The sequence below is a fragment of the Candidatus Kosakonia sp. 282A-S69 genome (assembly GCF_029433855.1).
GTDB classification, from domain to species: domain Bacteria; phylum Pseudomonadota; class Gammaproteobacteria; order Enterobacterales; family Enterobacteriaceae; genus Kosakonia; species Kosakonia cowanii_A.
On sequence record NZ_JAROAU010000003.1, the window covers coordinates 919011 to 945053 of the forward strand.

Consider the following 26043-nt stretch of genomic DNA (forward strand, 5'->3'; position numbering starts at 1 on the left):
ACAATCAGACGCTTTGGGGCACTGCCCCGTTTCGTGCGGAACGTGAGAATGAAAAAGTTAGCTCTATTAGGATGTGCTGGCGTGTTGCTGGCCTCCGCCGGTGCGCAGGCCATTAATCTCAATGGCCAGATTGGTAAAGATTACAGCAGCCTCGGCTTCGGTCTGGGAACCGAAACCAGCGGTATCGCAGTCAGCGGTAACTGGGCGCATAGCGAAGATGATGGTGATACCGCCAGTCTCGGACTCGGTTACAACCTGCCGCTCGGGCCGTTCCTGGCAACCGTTGGCGGTAAAGGCATCTACCTGAACCCGGATGAGGGCAGCGAAGGTTACGCCATTGCTGTCGGTGGCGGTTTACAGTGGGAGATCGCCCGCAGTTTCAACGTTTTCGGCGAGTATTACTACTCTCCGGACTCGCTCTCAAGCGGTGTCAAAGAGTACCAGGAAGCGAAAGCCGGTGCGCGTTATACCATTATGCGCCCGTTCACCGTCGAAGCCGGTTATCGTTACATTGAGATGGCTGGCAAAGATGGTCGCCGCGACAACGTCGTTGCGGATGGTCCTTATCTCGGTGCCAGCGCCAGCTTCTGATCCCCCGGCGCGGCGGCCGCCGCGCCCGTTTTCCCCTCTTTACTCTGCGCATGCGCTATAGTGTTTCAACCCCGATTGCAGGAGCGAACGATGTTAAATGTGGAGATGTTATCGACCGGCGATGAAGTGCTGCATGGCCAGATTGTCGATACCAATGCGGCCTGGCTGGCCGACGTATTTTTTAACCAGGGGTTGCCGTTAACGCGCCGCCATACCGTTGGCGATAACCTCGACGACTTAATTGCGATTTTGCGCGAGCGCAGCGAGCAGGCGGATGTGCTGATCGTCAACGGCGGTCTCGGGCCGACCAGTGATGATTTAAGCGCGCTGGCAGCGGCCACCGCCAAAGGCGAAACGCTGGTGCTGCACGAGGCGTGGCTTAAGCAGATGGAGCGCTTTTTTACCGATCGCGGCCGCATAATGGCTCCCAGCAACCGCAAGCAGGCAGAGATCCCTGCCAGCGCCGAGCTGGTAAACAACCCGGTTGGCACCGCCTGCGGGTTTGCGCTGCAGTTCAACCGCTGCCTGATGTTCTTTACCCCCGGCGTCCCCTCTGAATTTAAAGTGATGGTCGAGCAGGAGATCCTGCCGCGTCTGCATCAGCGTTTCGCTCTGCCGCAGCCGCCGGTCTGCCTGCGTTTGACGACTTTTGGTCGCTCCGAGAGCGATCTGGCAGAGAAACTCCAGCATCTCGATCTGCCGCCCGGCGTTGTGATGGGCTACCGCTCATCCATGCCAATCATCGAACTGAAGCTGACCGGTCCGGCGGAGCAGCGCGCAGCGATGGAAGCGCTGTGGCCGGAAGTGAAAAAAGTGGCGGGTGAAAGCCTGATTTTTGAAGGTACTGAGGGTCTATCGGCCGCAATTGCCGCCGCGCTGCGCGAGCGCCAGCTGAGCCTGACCCTGAGCGAACAGTTCACCAGCGGGCTTATCGCGTTGCAACTCTCCCGCGCCGGTGCGCCGCTGCTCGCCAGCGAAGTGCTGCCATCGCAGGCGGAAGCGCTGGCACAAACCGCGCGCTGGACAACGGAATCACGTAACCGGCACCTCGCCGGGCTGGCGTTGACCGTCACCGGTCTGGAGGAGGATCATCTCAACTTTGCGCTGGCGACGCCGGAAGGCACCCGCGCCCTGCGGGTGAAGTTCAACAGCAGCCGCCACAGCCTGGCGGTGCGTCAGGAAGTTTGCGCGATGATGGCGCTCAATATCCTGCGCCGCTGGCTGGCGGGCAAAGATATCGCCAGCGACCACGGCTGGATTGCGGTGGTTGAAACCCTTGCAGTGGAGTAAGCCTGCAGGAGAGGCGCTGGCGTTAGGCTAATTAGCCTAATTAGCCTAATGCCCGCGCCAGCAGCGTAATGGGATGTTCGCAGGGTTTGCCGGTAGACATCTCGATCTGCCATTTGCAGGTCTCACAATCCGTCACCACCAGATCTGCGCCGCTGGCGTCAATTTGCGCAAACAGCGGTGCACCAATGGCCTGCGAGGTGGCGTAGTTCTCTCGCTTAAAGCCGTAGGTGCCCGCGATGCCGCAGCAGGCGGAGTCCAGCACACTCAATTCCAGCCCCGGAATGCGCCGCAGCAGATCCAGCGTGTAGTGCGTCCAGCCCATCTTCTCCATATGGCACGGGGTGTGATAGACCACTTTCAGCGGCATCTCTCTCAGCCGCAAAGCGTGCCCCTCATCAAGCTGACGCCAGATCCAGCGGGTCGCTAAATCGATATGCGTGCGCAGGTGGTGGTTATCAACATCCAGCAGGTGTGGATACTCATCGCGCAGGGTGAAGGCGCAGGTGGAGGAGGTGGCGAGCACCTGCAGCCCATCCATGCCAATGGCCTGCTCTAATGCGCTGAGGTTGAACTGCGCCTGTTTTTTTGCCCTGGCAAAGTAGCCGTTCGCAATCAGCGGGACACCGCAGCACTTCTCACGCTGTAATAACTGCACGCCAACGCCCATCTGATTCAGCACGCGGATGAGATCTTTACCCAGCTGCGGCTGGTTGTAGTTGACATAGCAGCCATGAAAAAAGGCCACCTGTTCGCTGTAGGCGCGCTGCTGCGCCGCCACGCTGCGATACCAGTGGCGAAATGTGCCGCCGCTGGCATATTTTGGCAGCGTGCGGTGATGATCGATTTTTAGCGCTTTATCCAGCAACTGGCGAACCGGCTTCAGAGATGTCGCGGCATTGACCAGTGGCGCAAGGGGCGTCGACAGGGTGCCCATCAGATCCGTATGGCTGAGAATGGCATTACGCACCGAGAGCGGTTTTGCCGCATGCTGCGCGCGGGCGCGCTGAATCAGATCGCCAATTTTCACCCCGGACGGGCAGGCGGTTTCGCAGCGCTTGCAGTTGGTGCAATATTTCAGCGCATCGTCATACAGCGCGGCATCTTTCAGCCGCAGCCGCTCGCCATCCGGCCCGGCCTGTTTCGGCCCGGGATAGGCGGGGTTAACCCGGCTCACCGGGCAGGCGGTGGTGCAGGCGGTACATTTGATACAGCTTTCGAAAGCGGTGTGCATTAGGATTTTCCTCCCTGATCGAGGATCTGCTGCGCCGCATGCAGCGCTGTCACGGCGCAAACACCGCCACCGCAGCCCTGAGCGATGGCGTCATAGCCACCAAGTAGCGAGCCGATCGCATAGAGATTCTCCAGCGGTTGCCCGTCGCGCAGGCCGTGCAGCTGTTCATCGGTGCGTACGCCAAACTGGTGCCACGCCTGCGGGGAAAAGAGATCGTCGCCATACCACTCCCGGCGCGAGGCGCTTTGCAATACATCAAGATTGAACACCGCTTCGCGCACGCGATCGCGCCCGGCAACCAGCCCGTTACTGAAAAAACTGCCGCTGGCCAGCACTATATGGCGTGCGCGCAGCGGCAGATCGTCATGTTTGCGCGTCCAGAGCTGCGTCACCCGATCGTGGCTTATATCGGCACGCAGGACTTCGTCGCCCGGCATCCAGCTACCGCCGCTGCGCAGAAACCTCTGCTGCAAGGCGTGCTGTAACCGCATACCCATCACTGAAGGGGGCAGTGTGGCGATTAGCCGCAGCGGGCAAGCGAGCGCCTCGCTGAGGCGGGTAAAAACATTGCTGTCTGTCAGACCAAAACAGGCGGGGAGCCACAGCATCTCATAACGCTCACTCAGCGGGTACAGGGCAGCACAGAGGTCGGCATAGTGCTCAGGGCGATCGAGCTGGCGCGCGATGGTCACGGCGCGAAACTCGCTGGGGTTCTCGCGAAGCGTATCGAGAAGCGGTAGCGTAATCTCGTCAGCCCCGGCAGCAATACCGCGCTGGCGCAGCGCTTCCACCGCCAGCTGGGGCTGAAAGTCGAGAAAGCCGCTGATGCCGACCACACCGACGCGCAGCCCCTCCTGCGGTTTTAACGCGATCTCTTGCGGGCTAAGCCACGCCCGGCGCCAGGTGCCCAGCGGCGTGACGCGCAGGTGCGGCGTATCAACATCGCCCTGCATCTTTAGCCCGCAGTCGGCGAGCAGAGTTTGCGTCTGCCGCGCATAGCGGCACACGCGTTCAGCGCCGAGCCGCGCATAAGGGTGGCCGGGGTGATGGCGTTGCAGGTGCGCAATGGCTTCTGTCAGTGTGCCGACCGGTTCGCCGTCCGGCAGGCGGGAGAGCAGATCAAGAGAGCCGGAGGAGAAGCTCAGCGCGCTCTGCCCGCGGCTGACAATCGCGCAGCGCTGTCCGCTCTCGCTCAGACGAATGCCGCACAGCAACCCCGCCAGCCCGCCGCCGATAATCACCGTATCAAATCTCATCATCCTGCTCCTTCTCCAGCCCGCACAGCCCCTGGTAAACCCAGCGGGTAAACTCGCTCTCACGCAGCGCATCGCCCCAGGCGACGGGTTTGATCCCCTTCCAGCGCTCATTCAGAAACTCCGTCAGCTGCCTGCGCGCCTCATTGTCATGCGTGACGTGCAGCCGGGTAAGCTGCCCGGCGGCGCGGCAGGCGCAGAGCTCGCCCTGGCAGGTGCCCATACCCACGCGGGTGCGGCGGCGCAGATCAAGCAGTGAAGTCACATTGAGGTTTTCCACCGCGTACTGCACTTCGCCTGCGGTAACGGCTTCGCACTCGCACACCAGGCTGCGGCTGTGCCGGTCGCTGGCGAGCCACGCCGGGGCGCGATCGCCGTGGCGGTAGACCGCTGAGCCGCGCAGCGGCGTCGGCAGGGAGATGATTTTCTTCAGCGCCTCGTCGGGTGAACTGAGCGAACCCGGCAGTGCTTCTGTCGCGGTGGTGCAGGCTACGTGATGGTTCAGCTTGCGGCAGACAGCATCCGTTGCCCACTCGGCCATCAGACGGTAGGTCATCAGCTTGCCCCCGGTGATGGTGATAAAACCCTCCAGCCCGTCGCGCGTGGCGTGGTCGAGCAGCACAATGCCGCGGCTGACATTGCGCCCGCTGGGATCGTCATCGCTCGCCACCAGCGGACGCACGCCAGCGTAAGCGCGCAGGATGCGCGTCTGCCCCATCACCGGTGCCAGCTTCTCCCCTTCGCGCAGCAGAATATCGACCTCATCAGGCGTGACGCGCACGTTATCGATATCGGCATAATCAATCTGTGTTGAGGTGGTACCAATCAGCGAAATGGTGTCGCCGGGCACGAGGATATCGGCGTCGGCAGGCTTACGGCAGCGGTTGATGACATGCTGATTAATGCGGTGATCGAGGATCAGCAGCGCCCCTTTTGCCGGGAACATGCGAATGCGCAGATCGGCATACTCTGCGATGCGCTGGCCCCAAATCCCGGCGGCATTCACCACCACCGGAGCATGCAGGTCGCGGGTCTCACCGCTGGCGACATGGCGCAGGCGCACGCCATACACTCTGTCGCCCGTCCGCAGCAGGCCGCACACGTCGTGGCCGGTGAGGATTTTTGCGCCGTGCTCGCGGGCATCAAGCATATTACTGGCGGTCAGACGGAAGGGGTCGACTGTGCCGTCCGGCACGCGCACCGCGCCGATAAGCTGCGGGTTGACGCTCGGCTCCATGCGCCTGGCCTCCTGCGGCGTAATGGCCTGCGCGGTAATCCCGGCGCGGGTACATGCATCAATAAAGCGTGATTGATAACTCAGATCGTCTTCCGGCAGGGTGATAAACAACCCTGCGGTGGCTTCAATACAGTGGCGGGCAATGCGTTTGAGGATCTGGTTTTCGGCGATGCATTCGCGCGCCGATTCGTTGTCGGTCACCGCGTACCGCGCGCCGCTGTGTAGCAGGCCGTGGTTGCAGCCGGTAGCACCGGTGGCAATGTCGTGGCGTTCGAGCAGGACAGCGCGCAGGCCGCGCAGGGCGCAGTCGCGGGCGATGCCAGCACCTGTTGCGCCACCGCCAATAATGATCACATCGTAGTCGTTTGAGTAGGGCACGGTCGTCTCCTGGCTGGTCGACGTTCTTTACCGACCATTTAGCCATACCCTTACTGTGGTTTGTTTGATATCGCGCATATACGAACAAGAAACGAAAGCGGAATGCACTTTTCCGCACGAAGTTAGAGCTTTGTCATATTTCTGTAACATTATGTGTGGCATTTCATTCTTTCTCGTCAAAACTTTCTCTACAATCCGCCGCGAACCACTCAAGCGATTTTCGTTTTCACTCATGACCCCTGATGTCATGACTTTTACCGTGCCACGGAGGCAGTTTATGTTGAGCATTTTCAAACCCGCCCCCCATCAATCGCGTCTGCCCGACGCGCAGGTTGATCCTCTTTACCGCCGCTTACGCTGGCAAATCTTTCTGGGCATCTTCTTTGGCTACGCCGCCTATTACCTGGTGCGTAAGAACTTTGCGCTGGCGATGCCCTATCTGGTGGAGCAGGGCTTCTCGCGCGGCGATCTGGGCTTTGCGCTGTCGGGGATTTCGATTGCCTACGGCTTCTCAAAATTCATCATGGGGTCGGTGTCAGATCGCTCGAACCCGCGCGTTTTTCTGCCTGCCGGTTTGATCCTCGCGGCGGCAGTGATGCTATTTATGGGCTTTGTGCCGTGGGCGACCTCCAGCATCGCGATTATGTTTGTACTGCTGTTTCTCTGTGGCTGGTTCCAGGGGATGGGCTGGCCGCCGTGCGGGCGAACCATGGTGCACTGGTGGTCGCAGAAGGAGCGCGGAAGCATTGTGTCGGTGTGGAACTGCGCCCATAACGTCGGCGGCGGTCTGCCTCCGCTGCTCTTCCTGCTGGGGATGGCATGGTTTAACGACTGGCATGCGGCGCTCTATATGCCCGCCTTTGGTGCCATTCTGGTGGCGATTATCGCTTTCGCACTGATGCGCGATACGCCGCAATCCTGCGGTCTGCCGCCGATTGAAGAGTACAAAAACGACTACCCGGATGATTACAGCGACAAACATGAAGAGGAGCTGACGGCGAAGCAGATCTTCATGCAGTACGTGCTGCCGAACAAGCTGCTGTGGTATATCGCTATCGCCAACGTTTTTGTCTACCTGCTGCGCTACGGCATCCTCGACTGGTCGCCGACCTACCTGAAAGAGGTGAAGCACTTCGCGCTGGATAAATCCTCCTGGGCCTACTTCCTTTATGAGTACGCGGGCATTCCCGGCACGCTGATCTGCGGCTGGATGTCGGACAAAGTCTTTAAGGGTAACCGCGGCGCGACCGGCGTCTTCTTTATGACGCTGGTGACTATCGCCACCATCATTTACTGGCTCAACCCGGCGGGCAACCCGGGCGTGGATATGGCCTGTATGATCGTCATTGGCTTTCTGATTTATGGCCCGGTGATGCTGATTGGTCTGCACGCGCTGGAATTGGCACCGAAGAAAGCAGCAGGCACCGCAGCGGGCTTTACCGGCCTGTTTGGCTACCTCGGCGGCTCGGTGGCGGCCAGCGCCATTGTGGGTTACACCGTCGATTTCTTCGGCTGGGACGGCGGTTTTATGGTGATGATCGGGGGCAGCGTGTTGGCGGTACTGCTGCTGATCGTGGTGATGATTGGCGAAAAGCGCCATCACGCTGACGTGCTTGCGCGTCGTCAATAACAGGAGATGTTATGAAATTGACCTTTAGCCGCATTACCACAGGCCTGCTGCTGGCGGGCCTGATGGCAGGCCAGGCGCTGGCTGCGGAAAAGCTGGTGATTGCCCATCGCGGCGCCAGCGGTTATCTGCCGGAGCACACGCTGCCTGCTAAAGCGATGGCCTATGCCCAGGGCGCGGACTATCTGGAGCAGGATCTGGTGATGACCAAAGACGATCGTTTAGTGGTGCTGCATGACCACTATCTCGATCGCGTCACCGATGTTGCCGAGCGCTTTCCCGATCGCGCCCGCAAAGATGGCCGCTACTACGCCATCGATTTCACACTGGATGAGATCCGCTCGCTGAAGTTTACCGAAGGGTTTGAGTTAAAGAACGGTAAGAAAGAGCAGGTTTTCCCTGGCCGTTTTCCGATGGGCAAATCCGATTTCCGTATTCATACCTTTGAAGAGGAGATTGAGTTTGTGCAGGGGCTGAACCACTCCACCGGCAACGATATCGGTATCTACCCGGAGATCAAAGCGCCCTGGTTCCACCATCAGGAAGGGAAGGATATTGCAAAGGCGACCCTTGAGGTGCTGAAGAAGTACGGCTACAGCAGCAAGAAGGATAAGGTCTATCTGCAGTGTTTCGATGCCGATGAGCTTAAGCGCATTAAGCGTGAGCTGGAGCCGCAGATGGGGATGGATCTCAATCTGGTGCAGCTGATTGCCTACACCAAATGGAACGAGACCCAGCAGAAGCAGCCGGACGGTAAATGGGTCAATTACGACTATGACTGGATGCTGAAACCTGGCGCGATGAAGCAGATTGCGCAGTACGCGGAGGGTATTGGCCCCGATTACCATATGCTGGTGGCGGACGGCTCGAAGCCGGGCGACGTGAAGTTAACCGCGATGGTGAAAGAGGCGCATGCCAGCCATTTGCAGGTGCATCCGTTTACGGTGCGCGCCGATCAGTTGCCGCCGTATGCCGCCGATGTGAATCAACTCTATGAGGTGTTGTATGACCAGGCCGGGGTCGACGGATTGTTTACCGATTTCCCCGATAAAGCGGTGCAGTTTTTAAAGCGGAAATAAGAGCGGAACCCGATAAGCGAAGTGGCCTGATGGCGCTTCGCTTATCACTCCTGGGGAAAGGATGAGTGTGCAGTCAGGGTGGAATTTTGCCTGATGGCGCTTCGCTTATCACTCCTGGGGGAAGGATGAGTGTGCAGTCTGGGTGGATATTTTGCCTGATGGCGCTTCGCTTATCAGGCCTACGGGTGAGTATGCAGTAATTGTAGGCCGGGTAAACGCTGTGCCACCCGGCATTTTTTACATCTCGATCTCAATATCGCCTTTCGCCCGGCAGCAGCAGGGCAAAATTTCCCCTTCGTTGATAAAGGCCAGCGGCTCGCTAATCCAGTCCACCTGGCCTGCTACCAGCCGACAGCGGCAGGAGCCGCAGTAGCCTTCGCGGCACTGGTATTCAACTTCCACCTGCTGGGACTCCAGCGCCACCAGCAGGGAAGGGTGCTCTTCCTGGCAATGCACATGCGTGCCGGAAAGGCGGAGCGTAACCCGGCTCATCACAGCTGGAAGTTGCTCAGATCGTCGGTATCGACCTGTGAGTCGATCTGACCGACGAGATAGGAGCTCACTTCCACCTCCTGTGGCGCCACCTGCACGTTATCGGAGACCAGCCAGGTGTTGATCCACGGGATCGGGTTGGAGCGGGTCTGGAACGGCAGATCGAGGCCCACTGCCTGCATACGGATGTTAGTGATGTACTCAACATACTGGCAGAGGATATCTTTGTTCAGGCCAATCATCGAGCCGCCGGAGAAGAGATACTCGGCCCACTCTTTCTCCTGCTGCGCGGCCTGGACAAAGAGGTCGTAGCACTCTTTTTTGCACTCTTCGGCAATCTCTGCCATCTCCGGATCGTCAGCGCCGGAACGCAGCAGGTTCAGCATATGCTGGGTGCCGGTCAGGTGTAGGGCTTCATCGCGAGCGATCAGACGGATGATTTTGGCATTGCCTTCCATCAGTTCGCGCTCGGCGAAGGCGAAGGAGCAGGCGAAGCTGACATAGAAGCGAATCGCTTCCAGCGCGTTCACGCTCATCAGGCAGAGATAGAGCTTCTTCTTCAGCTCGCGCAGGCTGATGGTGATGGTTTTACCGTTCACGCTATGGGTGCCTTCACCCAGCAGATGCCAGTAGTTGGTCATCTCAATCAGCTCGTCATAGAAGGAGGAGATCCCCTCCGCGCGCTTGAGAATCTGCTCATTGGTGACGATATCGTCAAACACCACCGCCGGATCGTTAACGATATTGCGGATGATATGGGTGTAAGAGCGCGAGTGAATAGTTTCTGAAAACGCCCAGGTTTCTATCCACGTCTCCAGCTCCGGAATGGAGATCAGCGGCAGCAACGCGACGTTCGGGCTACGACCCTGAATCGAGTCCAGCAGCGTCTGGTACTTCAGGTTGCTGATAAAGATATGCTTTTCATGTTCCGGCAGAGCCTGGAAGTCGATGCGATCGCGGGAAACATCAACTTCTTCCGGACGCCAGAAGAAGGAGAGTTGCTTTTCGATCAGCTTTTCGAAGATGTCATATTTTTGCTGGTCGTAGCGCGCCACGTTCACCGGCTGGCCAAAGAACATCGGCTCGAGCAGCTGATCGTTTTTCTTCTGAGAAAAGGTGGTGTATGCCATGAATGTGAGTCCTGTCTTGCGAAAAAAAGGGCGGGTTTCCCCGCCCCTTAGTTAGATCTTACATGCGCCGCTTTCGCAGCCATCGTCCTGGATAGAAGGGACCAGGTCATCCTGCGCATCTTCCGCGCCGTCGCGGGTGTTTTGATAGTAGAGCGTCTTCACACCAAACTTGTAGGCGGTCAGCAGGTCTTTCAGCAGCTGCTGCATCGGCACCTTGCCCGACGGGAAGCGAGTCGGATCGTAGTTGGTGTTTGCTGAAATCGACTGGTCGATGAACTTCTGCATAATGCCGACCAGTTGCAGGTAGCCATCGTTGTTCGGCATCTCCCACAGCAGCTCGTAGGCATCTTTCAGCTCTTCATAATCCGGCACGACCTGGCGCAGGATGCCATCTTTCGATGCTTTGATGCTCACGTGGCCGCGCGGCGGCTCAATGCCGTTGGTGGCGTTAGAGATCTGCGACGAGGTTTCAGACGGCATCAGGGCAGAGAGCGTCGAGTTACGCAGGCCGTGCGTGGTGATATCGTCACGCAGCGCTTCCCAGTTGTAGTGCAGCGGCTCGCTGGTAATGCCATCGAGATCCTTTTTATAGGTGTCGATCGGCAGAATGCCTTTAGCGTAGGTGGTTTCGTTGAACCACGGGCAGGCACCTTGCTCTTTCGCCAGCTCGTTAGATGCTTTCAGCAGCCAGTACTGAATCGCTTCGAAGGTCTGATGCGTCAGGTTGTTGGCGCTGCCGTCAGAGTAGCGCTTGCCATTTTTCGCCAGCCAGTACGCGAAGTTGATCACGCCAATACCGAGGGTACGACGGCCCATCGCGCCACGTTTCGCGGCCGGGATCGGGTAGTCCTGGTAATCAAGCAGGGCGTCGAGTGCGCGCACGGCGAGCGTTGCCAGCTCTTCCAGCTCGTCGAGGTTCTTAATGGCGCCGAGGTTAAACGCGGAGAGCGTGCAGAGCGCGATCTCGCCGTTTTCATCGTTAACGTCTTCCAGCGGCTTGGTCGGCAGAGCGATCTCAAGGCACAGGTTGGATTGACGGACTGGCGCAACAGCCGGGTCAAACGGGCTGTGGGTGTTGCAGTGGTCGACGTTCTGAATGTAGATACGGCCGGTAGAGGCGCGTTCCTGCATCATCAGTGAGAAGAGGTCGACCGCTTTAATACGCTGTTTGCGGATAGAGTCATCTCTCTCGTACTGCGTGTACAGACGCTCGAACTCATCCTGATCGGCGAAGAAGGCGTCATACAGGCCCGGCACGTCGGACGGGCTGAACAGGGTGATATCTTCGCCCTTCAGCAGACGGGTATACATCAGTTTGTTGATCTGTACGCCGTAGTCCATATGACGGACGCGGTTGCCTTCTACGCCGCGGTTGTTTTTCAGTACCAGCAGGCTTTCGACTTCCAGATGCCACATCGGGTAGAAGAGGGTCGCCGCGCCGCCGCGAACGCCGCCCTGCGAGCAGGATTTCACCGCCGTCTGGAAGTGTTTGTAGAACGGTACACAGCCGGTGTGGAATGCTTCGCCGCCGCGGATCGGGCTGCCCAGCGCACGGATGCGACCGGCGTTGATGCCAATACCAGCACGCTGGGAAACGTACTTCACAATCGCGCTGGAGGTGGCGTTAATCGAGTCCAGGCTGTCGCCGCACTCGATCAGTACGCAGGAGCTGAACTGACGCGTCGGGGTACGCACGCCGGACATGATCGGCGTCGGCAGCGAAATTTTGAAGGTTGAGACCGCGTCATAGAAACGCTTCACGTAGTCCAGACGGGTTTCGCGCGGGTAGTTAGAGAAGAGGCACGCGGCAACCAGAATATAGAGGAACTGTGCACTCTCGTAGATCTCGCCGGTCACGCGGTTCTGTACAAGGTACTTCCCTTCCAGCTGCTTAACGGCCGCGTAGGAGAAGTTCATATCACGCCAGTGATCAATAAAGCCGTCCATCTGCTGGAACTCTTCTTCGCTGTAGTCTTCCAGCAGATGATGATCGTATTTACCCAGCGCAACCATCTTCTTCACATGATCGAACAGCGCAGGCGGTTCGAACTGGCCATAGGCTTTCTTACGCAGGTGGAAAATCGCCAGGCGTGCGGCAAGATATTGATAGTCCGGCGCATCGCGGGAGATGAGATCCGCTGCGGCTTTGATAATGGTCTCGTGGATATCTGAGGTTTTGATACCGTCGTAAAACTGAATATGTGAACGCAGCTCCACCTGAGAGATGGAAACGTTGCTCAACCCTTCTGCGGCCCAATCCAGTACTCGATGAATTTTGTCGAGATTGATGCGCTCAGTGCCACCATCACGCTTTGTCACCAGCAGACTCTGATTCATTTGCTTACCTGTCCGTGAAATAAAAGTATCCCCCGTATTATCCACAAATCAGCGCTGTGACTAACTCTGTGGATAAATACTATATATAGGGGGTTTGCGATAAGAGAAACGCTATATGGTGAGTATTCTAGTAAGGATTCTTTTGAGTACAAGAGTTGATTTTGAGGTTAAGTTGAGGTTGCGAAAGCGTAATAAACGCTAAGTCCTCGCCGCATAAGGCTTGCAGAGGTTGTCAATAATCTGAAAAAAAAAATCAAATTTTGATCGAGTGCTGATTTCTTCATCGGCGGGGAAGATTGCGCGGTTTGCGACTGCGCAATCTTCATAACATTAAAGCATGACGTTAGCGATTTTTTGCCGTTGTATGCAACATGTAGTTAACATCAACCCCTGGCCCAAGGGTGAACTTATTGAGCAGCGGATTAAAGTGTAACCCGGTAATGTGACGCTCCTGTAACACCGTGTCGTCGATCCAGGTTAACAGCTCGGCAGGCTTGATAAACTTCTTCGCATCATGCGTGCCTTTCGGCACCATGCGCAGCACATACTCTGCGCCAATCACCGCCATCAGCCACGCTTTACCGTTGCGGTTAATGGTCGAGAAAAAGACGTGGCCGCCGGGTTTCACAAGCTTAGCGCAGGCGTTGACCACCGATTGCGGGTCCGGCACGTGCTCCAGCATCTCCATACAGGTCACAACGTCATAACCCTGCGCATGCTTCCCGGCATGCTCTTCAACCGTCTCCTGGACGTAGTCCACCTGCACGCCCGACTCCAGCGCGTGCAGACGCGCAACCTGCAGCGGCTCCGCGCCCATATCCAGCCCGGTAACCTGCGCCCCCTCTTTTGCCATGCTCTCGGCGAGAATGCCGCCGCCGCAGCCAACATCCAGCACGCGTTTGCCAAACAGGCCGCCGGCGTGTTCGGCGATATAGCCCAGGCGCAGTGGGTTAATACGGTGTAAAGGTTTAAATTCGCCTTCTGTGTCCCACCAGCGTGAAGCGACGGCTTCAAACTTGGCGATTTCTGCATGATCAACGTTCTGAGTCACCGACGATTTTTCGGCATTCATGGGCGCATTTACTCCTCTCTCAATAAGACCTGTGAGTATATCAGGCCGACGGCATGAATAAACCTTTGCCGGGGTGTTATAGGTTTACCTGTATCAAACCGGTTGTGTTATAATTTGCGACCTTTGAATCCGGGATACAGTAGAGGGATAGCGGTTAGATGAGCGACCTTGCGAGAGAAATTACACCGGTTAACATTGAGGAAGAGCTGAAGAGCTCCTATCTGGACTATGCGATGTCGGTCATTGTTGGCCGTGCGCTTCCGGATGTCCGAGATGGCCTGAAACCGGTTCACCGTCGCGTACTTTACGCCATGAACGTATTGGGCAATGACTGGAATAAAGCCTACAAAAAATCTGCCCGTGTCGTTGGTGACGTAATCGGTAAGTACCATCCCCATGGTGATTCCGCGGTGTATGACACCATTGTTCGTATGGCACAGCCGTTTTCGCTGCGTTATATGCTGGTCGACGGCCAGGGGAACTTCGGTTCCATCGATGGCGACTCCGCCGCGGCAATGCGTTATACGGAAATCCGCCTGGCGAAAATCGCCCATGAGCTGATGGCCGATCTGGAAAAAGAGACCGTCGATTACGTTGATAACTACGACGGCACTGAGCGAATCCCAGATGTGATGCCAACCAAGATCCCGAACCTGCTGGTTAACGGCGCTTCCGGGATCGCCGTCGGTATGGCGACCAACATTCCGCCGCACAACCTGACGGAAGTGATCAACGGCTGCCTGGCCTATATCGATAATGAAGAGATCAGCGTTGAAGAGCTGATGACCCATATTCCGGGGCCGGACTTCCCGACCGCCGCGATCATCAATGGTCGTCGTGGGATCGAAGAAGCCTACCGCACTGGTCGCGGCAAAATCTATATTCGCGCCCGCGCGGAAGTGGAAACCGACGCTAAAAACGGCCGCGAAACCATCATCGTGCATGAAATTCCGTATCAGGTGAACAAAGCGCGTCTGATCGAGAAGATTGCCGAGCTGGTGAAAGAGAAACGCGTTGAAGGTATTAGCGCGCTGCGCGACGAGTCTGATAAAGACGGTATGCGCATCGTGATTGAAGTGAAGCGCGATGCCGTCGGCGAAGTGGTGCTGAACAACCTCTACTCCCAGACGCAGCTGCAGGTCTCCTTCGGTATCAACATGGTTGCGCTGCACCATGGCCAGCCGAAGATCATGCCGCTGAAAGATATTCTGGCCGCGTTTGTGCGCCACCGCCGTGAAGTGGTGACGCGCCGTACGATTTTTGAACTGCGTAAAGCCCGTGACCGTGCGCATATCCTTGAAGCGCTGGCCGTTGCGCTGGCGAACATCGACCCGATCATTGAACTGATCCGCCGCGCGCCGACGCCGGCCGAAGCGAAAGCGGGCCTCGTCGCGCAGCCGTGGGATCTGGGCAACGTTTCTGCGATGCTGGAGCGTGCCGGCGATGACGCCGCGCGTCCTGAGTGGCTGGAGCCGGAGTTCGGCATTCGTGACGGTAAATATTACCTGACCGAACAGCAGGCACAGGCGATCCTGGATCTGCGTCTGCAGAAACTGACCGGCCTTGAGCATGAAAAACTGCTCGAAGAGTATAAAGAGCTGCTGGAGCAGATCGCCGAATTGCTGCACATCCTCGGCAGCGCTGAGCGCCTGATGGAAGTGATTCGCGAAGAGCTTGAGCTGGTTCGCGAGCAGTTTGGCGACGAACGCCGCACCGAAATTACCGCTAACAGCGCAGATATCAACATCGAAGACCTGATCAACCAGGAAGATGTTGTGGTGACGCTGTCGCATCAGGGCTATGTGAAGTATCAGCCGCTGACCGATTACGAAGCGCAGCGTCGCGGCGGGAAAGGGAAATCTGCCGCGCGTATTAAAGAAGAGGACTTTATTGACCGTCTGCTGGTGGCCAACACCCACGACACGATCCTCTGCTTCTCCAGCCGTGGCCGTCTCTACTGGATGAAGGTTTACCAGCTGCCGGAAGCGAGCCGTGGCGCGCGCGGTCGTCCGATCGTTAACCTGCTGCCGCTTGAGCCGAATGAGCGCATTACCGCCATTCTGCCGGTACGTGAATATGAAGAGGGCGTGAACGTCTTTATGGCGACCGCCAGCGGTACCGTGAAGAAAACCGCGCTCACCGAGTTCAGCCGTCCGCGCTCTGCCGGTATTATTGCCGTCAACCTGAACGAAGGCGATGAGCTGATTGGCGTTAACCTCACCGACGGTAGCGACGACGTGATGCTCTTCTCCGCCGCCGGGAAAGTGGTGCGCTTTAAAGAGAGCGCCGTGCGTGCGATGGGCCGTACCGCGACTGGTGTGCGCGGTATTCGCCTGGCGGAAAACGACAGCGTGGTATCGCTGATCGTGCCGCGCGGTGAAGGCGCAATCCTGACGGTGACGCAGAACGGTTACGGTAAACGTACCGCGGAGACCGAGTACCCGACCAAATCCCGTGGTACGCAGGGCGTTATCTCTATCAAGGTGACCGAACGTAACGGTTCAGTGGTGGGCGCAGTGCAGGTGGATGATTGCGATCAGATCATGATGATCACCGATGCGGGTACGCTGGTGCGTACGCGCGTGTCGGAGATCAGCGTTGTGGGTCGTAACACCCAGGGCGTGATCCTGATCCGCACCGCAGAGGATGAAAACGTGGTGGGTCTGCAGCGTGTCGCTGAGCCGGTGGATGATGAAGAGCTTGACTCCATCGACGGCAGCGTTGCGGAAGGCGATGAGGACATCGCGCCGGAAGTCGACAGTGACGACGACGCGGCGGACGACGAAGACGCCGAGTAACGCGTTACAAAGGGCCGGGTTTCCGGCCCTTTTTCATTGCCTTGCGGCATCTGCGATTTATCGCTACTTTAAGCACACTCTTTTTTAACTTCCTTGTGGCGGAGTTTCCCCAGGTTGAAATACCTCGTCTCTTTTCGCAGTACCCTGAAAGTTTCCCGCTATCTGTTCAGGGCGCTGGCACTATTGCTCTGGCTGCTGATTGCCTTTTTTTCCGTCTTTTACATCGTTAATGCGCTGCATGATAAAGAGTCGGAGATCCGCCAGGAGTTTAACCTCAGTTCCGACCAGGCGCAGCGCTATATCCAGCGCACCTCTGATGTGATGAAGGAGCTGAAGTATATTGCTGAAAATCGCCTGACGGCGGACAACGGCATCCTGACGTCGCGTACCCGCGGCGATAAAACCGACGTGCCGGCATTCCTGCCGCTCTTTCCCGATTCTGACTGCTCGGCAATGGGCAGCGCCTGGCGCGGCTCGCTGGAGTCGCTGGCGTGGTTTATGCGCTACTGGCGCGATAATTTCTCCGCGGCATACGATCTGAACCGCGTCTTTTTGATTGGCAGCGATAACCTCTGCATGGCCGACTTCGGCCTGCGCGATATGCCGGTAGAGCGTGATGACACACTAAAGAGCCTGCACGAGCGGATCATCAAATACCGTAATGCGCCGCAGGATGAGCGCAGCAACAACGTCTACTGGATGAGCCAGGGGCCGCGCCCGGGCATCGGCTATTTCTATGCGCTGACGCCGGTCTATCTCGGCAATCGCCTGCAGGCGCTGCTCGGTACCGAACAGTCGATCCGGATGGAGAACTTCTTCACGCCGGGTACGCTGCCGATGGGCGTCACGATTCTTGATGAGAATGGTCATACGTTGCTCTCGCTGACCGGTCAGGAGAACAGTATTACTGCCGATCCACGCTGGCTGCAGGAGCGTTCCTGGTTTGGTTACACCTCCGGTTTCCGCGAGCTGATCCTTAAGAAAACGCTGCCGCCATCCTCCCTGAGCGTGGTCTACTCGGTGCCGGTGGATGTGGTGCTGGAGCGCATCCGCATGCTGATCCTCAATGCCGTGCTGCTTAATGTGCTGGTTGGGGTGGCGCTATTTACCCTCGCGCGCATGTATGAGCGGCGTATCTTTATCCCGGCAGAGAACGATGCGCAGCGGCTCGAAGAGCATGAGCAGTTCAACCGCAAGATTGTCGCCTCCGCGCCGGTAGGGATCTGTATTCTGCGTACCCAGGATGGCACCAATATACTGAGTAACGAGCTGGCGCATAACTATCTCAATATGCTGACGCATGAAGACCGACAGCGGCTGACGCAAATTATCTGCGGGCAGCAGGTTAACTTCGTTGATGTGTTAACCAGCAACAACACCAACCTGCAAATCAGCTTTGTGCATTCGCGCTATCGCAATGAAAACGTGGCGATCTGCGTGCTGGTGGATGTCTCCGCCCGCGTCAAAATGGAGGAGTCGCTGCAGGAGATGGCGCAGGCGGCGGAGCAGGCGAGCCAGTCCAAGTCGATGTTCCTCGCGACTGTCAGCCATGAATTGCGCACGCCGCTGTACGGCATTATCGGTAACCTCGATCTGTTGCAGACCAAAGAGTTGCCGAAAGGCGTTGACCGGCTGGTTACCGCGATGAACAACTCCTCGAGCCTGCTGCTTAAGATCATCAGCGACATTCTCGACTTCTCGAAAATTGAGTCCGAACAGCTGAAAATCGAGCCGCGCGAGTTCTCGCCGCGCGAAGTGATGAGCCATATCACCGCCAACTATCTGCCGCTGGTGGTGCGTAAGCAGCTCGGGCTCTACTGCTTTATCGAGCCGGATGTGCCGCTGGCGATTAATGGCGATCCGATGCGCCTGCAACAGGTGATTTCCAACCTGTTAAGCAACGCGATTAAGTTCACTGATATGGGATGCATTGTGCTGCATGTGCAGTGTGACATGGAGTATCTCAGCATTCGCGTGCGTGATACCGGGGTGGGTATTCCCGGCAAAGAGGTGGTGCGCTTATTCGATCCCTTCTTCCAGGTCGGCACCGGCGTACAGCGCAACTTCCAGGGCACCGGGCTGGGGCTGGCGATCTGTGAAAAGCTGGTCAATATGATGGATGGTGATATCGCTGTCGATACCGAACCGGGCATGGGTAGCCAGTTCACCATTCGCATTCCGCTCTACAGCGCGGTGCCAACGGTTCAGGCCGATGTGGATGGGCTGGCGGAAACCTGCTGCTGGCTGGCGGTGCGCAATGCCTGGCTGTCGGAGTACCTGCATAGCCTGCTGAAGTGGAACGGTATACAGGTGAAACAGTATGACGGCCATGAACTGGGGAACCAGGATACGCTGATCACCGATGATGAGCTGCCGCAGCCCTGGACCGGGCGGGCGGCAATCATCTTCTCCCGCCGTCATATTGGCATTCCGCTTGAGCGCGCGCCGGGCGAGTGGCTGCACAGCGTTGCCTCGCCGCACGATCTGCTGGCGCTGCTGGGCCGCATCTATCGCGTTCAGGTGATCGAGCCGCAGGCGGCAAATGCCTTAACATCTGATTCCGGCGAGATGGAGAATAATGAGGATATGATGATCCTCGTGGTGGACGATCATCCCATCAACCGCCGTCTGCTGGCCGATCAGCTGGGATCGCTTGGTTATCAGTGTAAAACCGCCAATGACGGCGTCGATGCGCTCAATGTGTTGAGTAAGAACCCGATCGATATTGTGCTCAGCGACGTGAACATGCCGAATATGGATGGTTACCGCCTGACGCAGCGCATTCGTCAGCTTGGGCTGACGTTGCCGGTGATCGGCGTGACGGCCAACGCCCTGGCGGAAGAGAAGCAGCGCTGCCTGGAGTCGGGAATGGATAGCTGTCTGTCGAAGCCGGTAACGCTGGATGTGCTGAAGCAGACGCTGGCTGCGTATGCCGCGCGGGTAAGAAAAAGCAGGAAGTAACGAGCCAGAAAAACGAACCCCGGCGGTTGCCGGGGTTACGGGGATTACTCTTTTTCCGTCTGGGTGAGTGTCACGGAAGAGAGGTAGTTCAGCAGGGCGATATCGTTATCGACTCCCAGTTTCATCATGGCTGATTTCTTCTGGCTGCTGATGGTCTTAATGCTGCGGTTCAGCTTCTTGGCAATCTCTGTCACCAGGAAACCTTCTGCGAACAGGCGCAGCACTTCACTCTCTTTCGGTGACAGGCGTTTATCGCCATAGCCACCGGCGCTGATCTTCTCCAGCAGGCGGGAGACACTCTCCGGGGTGAACTTCTTACCCTTTTGCAGTGCCGCCAACGCTTTCGGCAGATCGGTCGGCGCGCCCTGTTTCAGTACGATACCTTCGATATCGAGATCCAGAACGGCGCTCAGAATTGCCGGGTTATTATTCATGGTAAGCACGATAATCGACAGCGCCGGGAAGTGGCGTTTGATGTATTTGATCAGCGTAATGCCATCGCCGTATTTGTCGCCCGGCATTGACAGATCGGTGATCAATACATTGGCCTCAAGTTTCGGCAGGTTGTTGATAAGCGCTGTAGAGTCTTCAAATTCACCGACTACATTTACCCATTCGATCTGTTCAAGTGACTTGCGAATACCGAACAGTACAATCGGATGGTCATCGGCAATAATTACGTTCATATTGTTCATGTATTAGGCTACCTTGCTACAGCAAGCTTTTGACGTAAGCGTCAATGTCGCTGATGTAATTTTCTATGCCTGGAGCATCACTCTCGCGAATTAATTGCTCCAGCGTTTCACACAACTGCTTACCAGGTACCAGATTAAGCATGGCAAACACCCCTTTAAGGCGGTGGGCCGTCTGTGCCAGCGCAGCGAAATCGCGCGAAGCCGATTCAGTATACAACCTCTTAACATCATCGGGAACTGTGTCGACAAACAGCGCGTAATAGCCACTGGCATGGAGTTCGGCATTCTCATCGCCGCCTAAAGGCGACTCCGTGACTTCCTCCTGCGCCAGCTGCTCCTCGATGAGCTGCAATATTGCTCCTTGCATTGCGTTGCTCATATTAAAATTGACGCGCAACTGGCCTGGACCAATTTTCCGCACGCCGACCTCATCATCGCTTAAAAGCAATCCTGAAGCTGTAAGATTTGACGGATTATCTGTTAAAAAGAGGTCATATTCTTGATTTGATAATCGCTCGTCGGGCGAAATGCAACTCGCCCCCCAATTCTCCAGCTGACGCACAACAATATTACGAATCTCGTTCGACGTAATATCAATCATCGCCACCACATCATCGAGCAATTTCTCTTCGCTCTCGCCCTGCTGCGCGCGGACTGCCATTTTCACATGCAGGGAATAGCGGGTACCGAGATCCTCGCGCGACTTAATATTGAGATGTCCGCCCAGTTTACGGGCCAACTGATCGCAAAGCCAGAAGGTGAGGGCATTTGCTTTGCCAAACTGATCGCCCTGCGTTTCATTAAGGAACGGGAAATGCAGATTATCAATTTCGCTGGCGTTGACGCCGACGCCGGTATCAAGAATGCGGAAGGTAAGCCGATCGTCTGCCGATTCGTCCATGCTCACTTCGAGGGTGATTTTGCCCATCTGGGTAGTGGTCACCGCATACTGAATGAGCAGCAGCATGATCCGTCGCAGCGCATCGCGATCGCCATGCCGCTCTTCATTAGCCGGAAGATGGTTATTGATCAGCAGTTGCAGCCCTTTACGCTTGATGACCGGCAATACTTCCGGCACCACTTCATCAATCAGATCCTGAATAGAGAAGAGGGAGGAGGTGCCTTTCCAGGTATCGTTCTCCAGCATATTCGCGAGCTGAAGTTCATCCACTAACTGAACCAGGCGGTCAGCGTGATCGGCAAGGCGGTTAGCCTCTTGGCTTTCAACTGCCGCAGCGTCGCTGGCCAGCGCTTTCACCGGCTGTTTGAGCGCCTCGGCGAGATTATTCATAAACGCCGCGCGGCCCTGCTGGTTCTTCTCATAGAGCCGCTGCGCCTGCTTAAGCTTTTTGTTGACCAGCACTTCGCGATCCTGGTCGCGAATAATAAAGATCTGCGTACGCGAAGCCACCTGGCTGCGGAACTGGCGGATCTCATATAACTCGTTATTGATGGTGGCCTGGATCACGCCCTGGTGCTGATCCGCCATCGCCGTGATGTTCTGCAAATTAAGGTGCGGCAGCAGATGGTCGGCAATCTTATTACTTAGCACCGTACGGTTGGCCTCCTGGTCATGAACCAGCAGACCGAGGGGCAGCAGAGAGACAATCTCTTCATTAAAGGCACGCAGCACGCGCAGCTCATTATTCGCGCCTGGCGTGGCAAGCGTATCGCTCTTGCGCCCCGGCTGCTGGCGAAAGGTGGTGTAACCAAACAGCGCCAGCGCCAGCAGACCAATATTGAGCAGCAGCGGCAGCAGAACGTTTTGCAAGGTATCAAGCAGCAGGGTGCCGAATGGCACCTGCCACACCAGGCGTAAACCGGTGCCGTTTAGCGCGGAAGAGATCTCAATACGCGAGCTGTTGAAATTTACCGAGACGCTGTCAGTGGTCTCTTTGTCCTGCGCACGCGCGCTGCCCGGCGTCGTGTCGGGATCAAGACGGAAGCTATCCAGCGTCATACCGGGTGGAATCAGATCGTTGATCGGCAGATCGAAAGCGACCACCGTTGCCAGATGGCCCGGCTGGTTAAAGGTGGTGCGCAGCGTAAAGTAGTGACCATTCTGCCAGGCAAGATGGCGCAGCGAGGAGAAGCTTTCGCGTTCATCAAGGGCGTTCGCCTGCTGGAGCATCTCCGCACGGCGGGTATCGACGATATTGCTGATCATCGAATCTTTAAAACCGGAGGTGAGATCCTTAAGCGGCAGCGTCGAGACGAGGATCATGCTGTTGTCCTGGCCGTTAAGGTAGTACATCGACCACGGCACGGTTTCCGCGCCCCACAGCGTATCGAGATAGGTCGAAATGCGCTGGGTCATCTCCAGCGTCGAACTGTCATGGGAGCCAAAAATCAGCGCTTCCGTCTTACGGCGCGGTTTCTCAAGGTAGTAGACGTCCTGCTTTAAACGCGTCTCCTGCAGGCCTTCGCCGGAGGAGGCGGGGGCAGCGGCGATGTTGTCGTAAATCTGCCAGGTCGCATAGCGCCAGATATCAATGCGCTTATGAATGGCGTGGGTAGTATCAACAATTTGATAACTTTTATCCTTCAGCCACGCGTTAACCGCGCTCTGGATCATCACGCCCATGGTGACCAGCAGGACAATAATCAATAAAAGGAAGTAACGGGTAATGTTGCCCGGTATGAGGGAAAATTTGCCAGGAATCATTGTGTCCGATTGACTCATTCGTGTGTGTAACCCGTTATGACAACACGGCTGATTAAATTTCAGCCTGCGCTGAGACAATGTTGCTGCCATGCCGTTAGCGTCGCGTTTGGTGGGCCGCGGGCGTAAAGGTAGTGTGCTGCAGAGTAATGTTCAGCAGGCAGTATATCGGTAAATGGGTGAATTTCCAGACTCTCTTTTCAGGAAATGCCTGGGGCGTGCATGAATATGCATACTTTGCCCATAGCGGAGAAAAAATGCTCAGGTGAGCATGGCAACACGCCTATTTACCGTTTGGCTAAAAAAATATCGCACGAAATAACAAGATATTAACTTTTTAATAAGTCTTAAGGATTCACTCTGGTACGATATTTGATTAATTAATAGTCATTACAAATCGTGACTATATAAATCTTAAGTATCAACTGATGTAAAGAAAGGTAAAAAAAAACCGAATGCGAAGCATCCGGTTTGAAAAGGGGTAAACAGACATTCAGATTCGAATGACGGTAATAAATAAAGTTAATGATGATAGCGTCGATTATTTTAGACACCAATTTTGCTTTCGGTTTGGCATTCAGTGCTCTCATTTTAAATTTACGTAAATTACTGTTTTAATGGGTAATTAATTGTATTGAAGCGGCCATTTTTCTTATTTATTAGCTTTTAGTGCCTTCAAAAAGTTCCCGTAAAATTACAATTAGAAACATTTAGCCTTAGATATGAAACATCTTCAAAGTTTTCGTATCATATTCCTGTTGGATTATTTTTGATTTTTGCGCACAATGAATCGCCAGCTGATTTGAGGGTTAATCAGCATGCAGTGGCAATAAAAATGCATATAACAGAGGGTTAATAAAATGAAAGTTAAAGTTCTGTCCCTCCTGGTACCAGCTCTGCTGGTAGCGGGCGCAGCAAATGCGGCTGAAGTTTATAATAAAAACGGCAATAAATTAGATCTCTACGGCAAAGTAGACGGCCTGCACTATTTTTCTGACGACAACGGTTCTGATGGGGATAAGACCTATGTGCGTTTTGGCTTCAAGGGCGAAACTCAGGTTAACGATCAGGTAACCGGCTATGGTCAGTGGGAATACAACATCCAGGCGAACAAAGAAGAGGGTGCGAGCGACCAGGCATGGACCCGTCTGGCCTTCGCAGGTATCCGCGTAGCTGACACCGGTTCTTTCGACTACGGTCGTAACTACGGCATCATTTATGACGTGACCTCCTGGACCGACGTTCTGCCGGAGTTCGGCGGCGACACCTACGGTGCAGATAACTTCATGCAGCAGCGCGCCAACGGCGTAGCAACCTACCGTAACACCGACTTCTTCGGTCTGGTTGATGGTCTGAACTTTGCCCTGCAGTACCAGGGTAAAAACGGCAGCGTCAGCGGTGAAAACAGCAATGGCCGCAGCCTGCTGAACCAGAACGGTGACGGCTACGGCGCCTCTCTGACCTACGATCTGGGCGAAGGCTTCAGCATCGGCGGCGCGATGTCCTCCTCTAAACGTACTGCCGATCAGAACAGCATCAATGCGAACCTGTACGGTGACGGCGACCGCGCTGAAGTCTACAGCGGCGGCCTGAAATACGATGCCAACAACCTTTACCTGGCAGCGCAGTACTCCCAGACCTATAACGCAACCCGTTTCGGTACCTCTAACGGCTCTTCGCCGAGCGCAGCCTTCGGTTTTGCTAACAAAGCGCAGAACTTCGAAGTGGTTGCACAATATCAGTTCGACTTCGGTCTGCGTCCGTCCATCGCTTACCTGCAGTCCAAAGGTAAGGACATCACCAACAACACCGGTACTGCTAACTTCGGCGACCAGGATCTGGTGAAATATGTTGATGTTGGCGCGACTTACTACTTCAACAAAAACATGTCTACCTATGTTGATTACAAAATCAACCTGCTGGATGACAACACCTTTACCCGCGCGGCCGGTATTGCGACCGACGACATTGTTGGCCTGGGTCTGGTTTACCAGTTCTAAGTCTGCAACAACGCGTATTGAAGGGGGGCCGCAAGGCCCCTTTTTTATTGCCTGTTTCGGGCAAATCCCTTTTTCGTGTACGCTTGCGCCAGCAAGGAGATAACAACTATGGCGATCGCTTCTTTTCGTGCCGCGCTGATGGCGGCACTTTTTCTGTTAGCCGGCTGCGACACGGCAAGCCAGGCCACACCGACGGTGCTCGAAGGTAAAACCATGGGCACCTCCTGGCGCGTCAGCGTGGTGGATATCACCCCGCAGCAGGCGACAGCACTGCAACAGAAAATCCAGGCGCAGCTTGATGGCGACGACTGGCTGATGTCGACCTGGAAAAAAGATTCGGCGCTGATGCGCTTTAACCGCAGCACCAGCACCGCGCCCTGGTCGGTCAGCGAAGCGATGGCGGATATTGTCACCACCTCGCTGCGCGTCGGGAAAAAAACCGATGGCGTGATGGATATCACCGTTGGGCCGCTGGTGAACTTATGGGGCTTTGGCCCGGACCAGCAGCCGGTCAAGACGCCGACGCAGGCGCAAATCGATGCGGCAAAAGCGCGTACCGGGCTGCAACATCTCACGGTAATCAATCGCGCCGGTGAGCAGTTCCTGCAAAAAGATCTGCCCGATCTCTATGTCGATCTCTCCACGGTCGGCGAAGGTTACGCCGCCGATCATTTCTCTCAGTTAATGGAGCGAGAGGGGATAACCCGCTACCTGGTCTCCGTTGGCGGGGCGCTGGTTAGCCGTGGAATGAATGGTAAAGGGCTGCCGTGGCGCGTGGCGGTGCAGAAGCCAACGGATCGCGAAAATGCCGTCGAGGCGGTGGTTGATATTAATGGTCACGGCATCAGCACCTCCGGCAGTTATCGCAACTACTATGAGCTGGACGGTAAACGCATCTCCCACGTTATCGATCCGCGCAGCGGTCGGCCAATCAACCATAAGCTGGTGTCGGTGACGGTGATTTCGCCAACCGCGCTGGAGGCGGATGCGTGGGACACCGGCCTGATGGTGCTCGGCACCGAGCGGGCAAAAGAGGTGGTGAAGCGGGAAGGGCTGGCGGTGATGATGATCATGAAGGAGGGGGACGGCTTCACGACCTGGATGTCGCCGCAGTTCTCCGCTTTCCTGGTAAAGGATAAAAATTAAAGCGCAAGATTGCGGGTGTTTGCGCGCGTGCTAACCGCCACAGTAGGGCTAAGCTTAGATAAGG

General features: G+C 56.2%; 17 protein-coding genes. 8 read left to right on the forward strand and 9 right to left on the reverse strand.

The genetic code is table 11. The annotated features are described in order from the left end of the window. Nucleotides 1–48 precede the first annotated feature (48 nt). Complete coding sequence (locus PU683_RS10075; protein WP_277171341.1) at nucleotides 49–591, forward strand: YfaZ family outer membrane protein; 543 nt, start codon at nucleotides 49–51, stop codon at nucleotides 589–591. Between the two features lie 90 nt (nucleotides 592–681). Further along, nucleotides 682–1881 (forward strand): nicotinamide mononucleotide deamidase-related protein YfaY, encoded by a 1200-nt coding sequence (locus PU683_RS10080; protein ID WP_277171342.1) that lies wholly within the window; start codon nucleotides 682–684, stop codon nucleotides 1879–1881. 40 nt (nucleotides 1882–1921) lie between these two features. On the opposite strand, the gene glpC is transcribed toward PU683_RS10080, so the two are convergent. From glpC to glpA, 3 genes are read right to left on the reverse strand one after another with little or no spacing between them, the layout of a single operon-like run. Continuing rightward, the gene (gene glpC / locus PU683_RS10085) at nucleotides 1922–3112 is read right to left on the reverse strand and encodes an anaerobic glycerol-3-phosphate dehydrogenase subunit GlpC (RefSeq protein ID WP_277171343.1); all 1191 of its coding nucleotides are present in this window, start codon (nucleotides 3110–3112) and stop codon (nucleotides 1922–1924) included. Next, nucleotides 3112–4368 (reverse strand): glycerol-3-phosphate dehydrogenase subunit GlpB, encoded by a 1257-nt coding sequence (gene glpB, locus PU683_RS10090; RefSeq protein WP_277174260.1) that lies wholly within the window; start codon nucleotides 4366–4368, stop codon nucleotides 3112–3114. Before glpB ends, glpC begins: the two co-directional genes overlap by 1 nt. Beyond that, nucleotides 4358–5980, reverse strand: a complete 1623-nt coding sequence (gene glpA, locus PU683_RS10095; protein ID WP_277171344.1) for an anaerobic glycerol-3-phosphate dehydrogenase subunit A — start codon at nucleotides 5978–5980, stop codon at nucleotides 4358–4360. Before glpA ends, glpB begins: the two co-directional genes overlap by 11 nt. A 277-nt stretch (nucleotides 5981–6257) precedes the next feature. Between glpA and glpT the strand changes: the two genes are divergently transcribed. Then, entirely contained in the window at nucleotides 6258–7610 is a 1353-nt protein-coding gene (gene glpT / locus PU683_RS10100; protein WP_277171345.1) for a glycerol-3-phosphate transporter, read from the forward strand. An 11-nt stretch (nucleotides 7611–7621) separates the two neighbouring features. Next, nucleotides 7622–8686 (forward strand): glycerophosphodiester phosphodiesterase, encoded by a 1065-nt coding sequence (glpQ, locus tag PU683_RS10105; RefSeq protein WP_277171346.1) that lies wholly within the window; start codon nucleotides 7622–7624, stop codon nucleotides 8684–8686. Between the two features lie 237 nt (nucleotides 8687–8923). Here the strand turns inward: glpQ and yfaE are convergent, their stop codons facing one another. The 4 genes from yfaE to ubiG form a co-directional block, all read right to left on the reverse strand. Beyond that, nucleotides 8924–9178 carry a class I ribonucleotide reductase maintenance protein YfaE gene (gene yfaE / locus PU683_RS10110; protein WP_023479621.1) on the reverse strand — a complete coding sequence of 85 codons (255 nt, stop codon included), beginning with the start codon at nucleotides 9176–9178 and terminating at the stop codon, nucleotides 8924–8926. Then, entirely contained in the window at nucleotides 9178–10308 is a 1131-nt protein-coding gene (nrdB, locus tag PU683_RS10115; RefSeq protein ID WP_277171347.1) for a class Ia ribonucleoside-diphosphate reductase subunit beta, read from the reverse strand. The genes yfaE and nrdB overlap by 1 nt, the downstream gene beginning before the upstream one ends. A 51-nt stretch (nucleotides 10309–10359) precedes the next feature. Further along, a complete protein-coding gene (gene nrdA, locus PU683_RS10120) occupies nucleotides 10360–12645 on the reverse strand; it encodes a class 1a ribonucleoside-diphosphate reductase subunit alpha (protein WP_277171348.1) in 2286 nt (761 codons plus the stop codon). Nucleotides 12646–12988: 343 nt separating this feature from the next. After that, complete coding sequence (ubiG, locus tag PU683_RS10125; protein WP_277171349.1) at nucleotides 12989–13717, reverse strand: bifunctional 2-polyprenyl-6-hydroxyphenol methylase/3-demethylubiquinol 3-O-methyltransferase UbiG; 729 nt, start codon at nucleotides 13715–13717, stop codon at nucleotides 12989–12991. Between the two features lie 158 nt (nucleotides 13718–13875). Here ubiG and gyrA point away from each other — a divergent pair, with 158 nt between their 5' ends. Both gyrA and rcsC read left to right on the forward strand, forming a co-directional pair. Continuing rightward, nucleotides 13876–16515 carry a DNA topoisomerase (ATP-hydrolyzing) subunit A gene (gyrA, locus tag PU683_RS10130; protein WP_277171350.1) on the forward strand — a complete coding sequence of 880 codons (2640 nt, stop codon included), beginning with the start codon at nucleotides 13876–13878 and terminating at the stop codon, nucleotides 16513–16515. A gap of 114 nt (nucleotides 16516–16629) precedes the next feature. Beyond that, nucleotides 16630–19476: a two-component system sensor histidine kinase RcsC gene (rcsC, locus tag PU683_RS10135; protein WP_277171351.1), complete on the forward strand. Its 2847-nt coding sequence runs from the start codon at nucleotides 16630–16632 to the stop codon at nucleotides 19474–19476. 44 nt (nucleotides 19477–19520) lie between these two features. Here rcsC and rcsB read toward each other — a convergent pair whose 3' ends face one another. Next, on the reverse strand, nucleotides 19521–20171 hold the full coding sequence (rcsB, locus tag PU683_RS10140) for a response regulator transcription factor RcsB (protein ID WP_007371125.1): 651 nt from the start codon (nucleotides 20169–20171) through the stop codon (nucleotides 19521–19523). Nucleotides 20172–20187: 16 nt separating this feature from the next. Further along, nucleotides 20188–22854, reverse strand: a complete 2667-nt coding sequence (gene rcsD, locus PU683_RS10145) for a phosphotransferase RcsD (protein ID WP_277171352.1) — start codon at nucleotides 22852–22854, stop codon at nucleotides 20188–20190. Between the two features lie 839 nt (nucleotides 22855–23693). Between rcsD and PU683_RS10150 the strand changes: the two genes are divergently transcribed. Next, the gene (locus PU683_RS10150; RefSeq protein WP_277171353.1) at nucleotides 23694–24833 is read left to right on the forward strand and encodes a porin OmpC; all 1140 of its coding nucleotides are present in this window, start codon (nucleotides 23694–23696) and stop codon (nucleotides 24831–24833) included. Between the two features lie 108 nt (nucleotides 24834–24941). Continuing rightward, nucleotides 24942–25979 (forward strand): FAD:protein FMN transferase ApbE, encoded by a 1038-nt coding sequence (gene apbE, locus PU683_RS10155; protein ID WP_277171354.1) that lies wholly within the window; start codon nucleotides 24942–24944, stop codon nucleotides 25977–25979. The last annotated feature ends 64 nt before the right edge of the window (nucleotides 25980–26043 follow it).

What these genes read in the sequence shown, in the direction of transcription:
- glpT (WP_277171345.1), top strand. Translation starts at nt 6,258, where the DNA reads ATGTTGAGCATTTTCAAACCCGCCCCCCATCAATCGCGTCTGCCCGAC.
- glpB (WP_277174260.1), bottom strand. Translation starts at nt 4,368, where the DNA reads ATGAGATTTGATACGGTGATTATCGGCGGCGGGCTGGCGGGGTTGCTG.
- nrdA (WP_277171348.1), bottom strand. Translation starts at nt 12,645, where the DNA reads ATGAATCAGAGTCTGCTGGTGACAAAGCGTGATGGTGGCACTGAGCGC.
- apbE (WP_277171354.1), top strand. Translation starts at nt 24,942, where the DNA reads ATGGCGATCGCTTCTTTTCGTGCCGCGCTGATGGCGGCACTTTTTCTG.
- glpC (WP_277171343.1), bottom strand. Translation starts at nt 3,112, where the DNA reads ATGCACACCGCTTTCGAAAGCTGTATCAAATGTACCGCCTGCACCACC.
- rcsB (WP_007371125.1), bottom strand. Translation starts at nt 20,171, where the DNA reads ATGAACAATATGAACGTAATTATTGCCGATGACCATCCGATTGTACTG.
- glpQ (WP_277171346.1), top strand. Translation starts at nt 7,622, where the DNA reads ATGAAATTGACCTTTAGCCGCATTACCACAGGCCTGCTGCTGGCGGGC.
- yfaE (WP_023479621.1), bottom strand. Translation starts at nt 9,178, where the DNA reads ATGAGCCGGGTTACGCTCCGCCTTTCCGGCACGCATGTGCATTGCCAG.
- ubiG (WP_277171349.1), bottom strand. Translation starts at nt 13,717, where the DNA reads ATGAATGCCGAAAAATCGTCGGTGACTCAGAACGTTGATCATGCAGAA.
- PU683_RS10150 (WP_277171353.1), top strand. Translation starts at nt 23,694, where the DNA reads ATGAAAGTTAAAGTTCTGTCCCTCCTGGTACCAGCTCTGCTGGTAGCG.
- nrdB (WP_277171347.1), bottom strand. Translation starts at nt 10,308, where the DNA reads ATGGCATACACCACCTTTTCTCAGAAGAAAAACGATCAGCTGCTCGAG.
- rcsD (WP_277171352.1), bottom strand. Translation starts at nt 22,854, where the DNA reads ATGAGTCAATCGGACACAATGATTCCTGGCAAATTTTCCCTCATACCG.
- gyrA (WP_277171350.1), top strand. Translation starts at nt 13,876, where the DNA reads ATGAGCGACCTTGCGAGAGAAATTACACCGGTTAACATTGAGGAAGAG.
- PU683_RS10075 (WP_277171341.1), top strand. Translation starts at nt 49, where the DNA reads ATGAAAAAGTTAGCTCTATTAGGATGTGCTGGCGTGTTGCTGGCCTCC.
- PU683_RS10080 (WP_277171342.1), top strand. Translation starts at nt 682, where the DNA reads ATGTTAAATGTGGAGATGTTATCGACCGGCGATGAAGTGCTGCATGGC.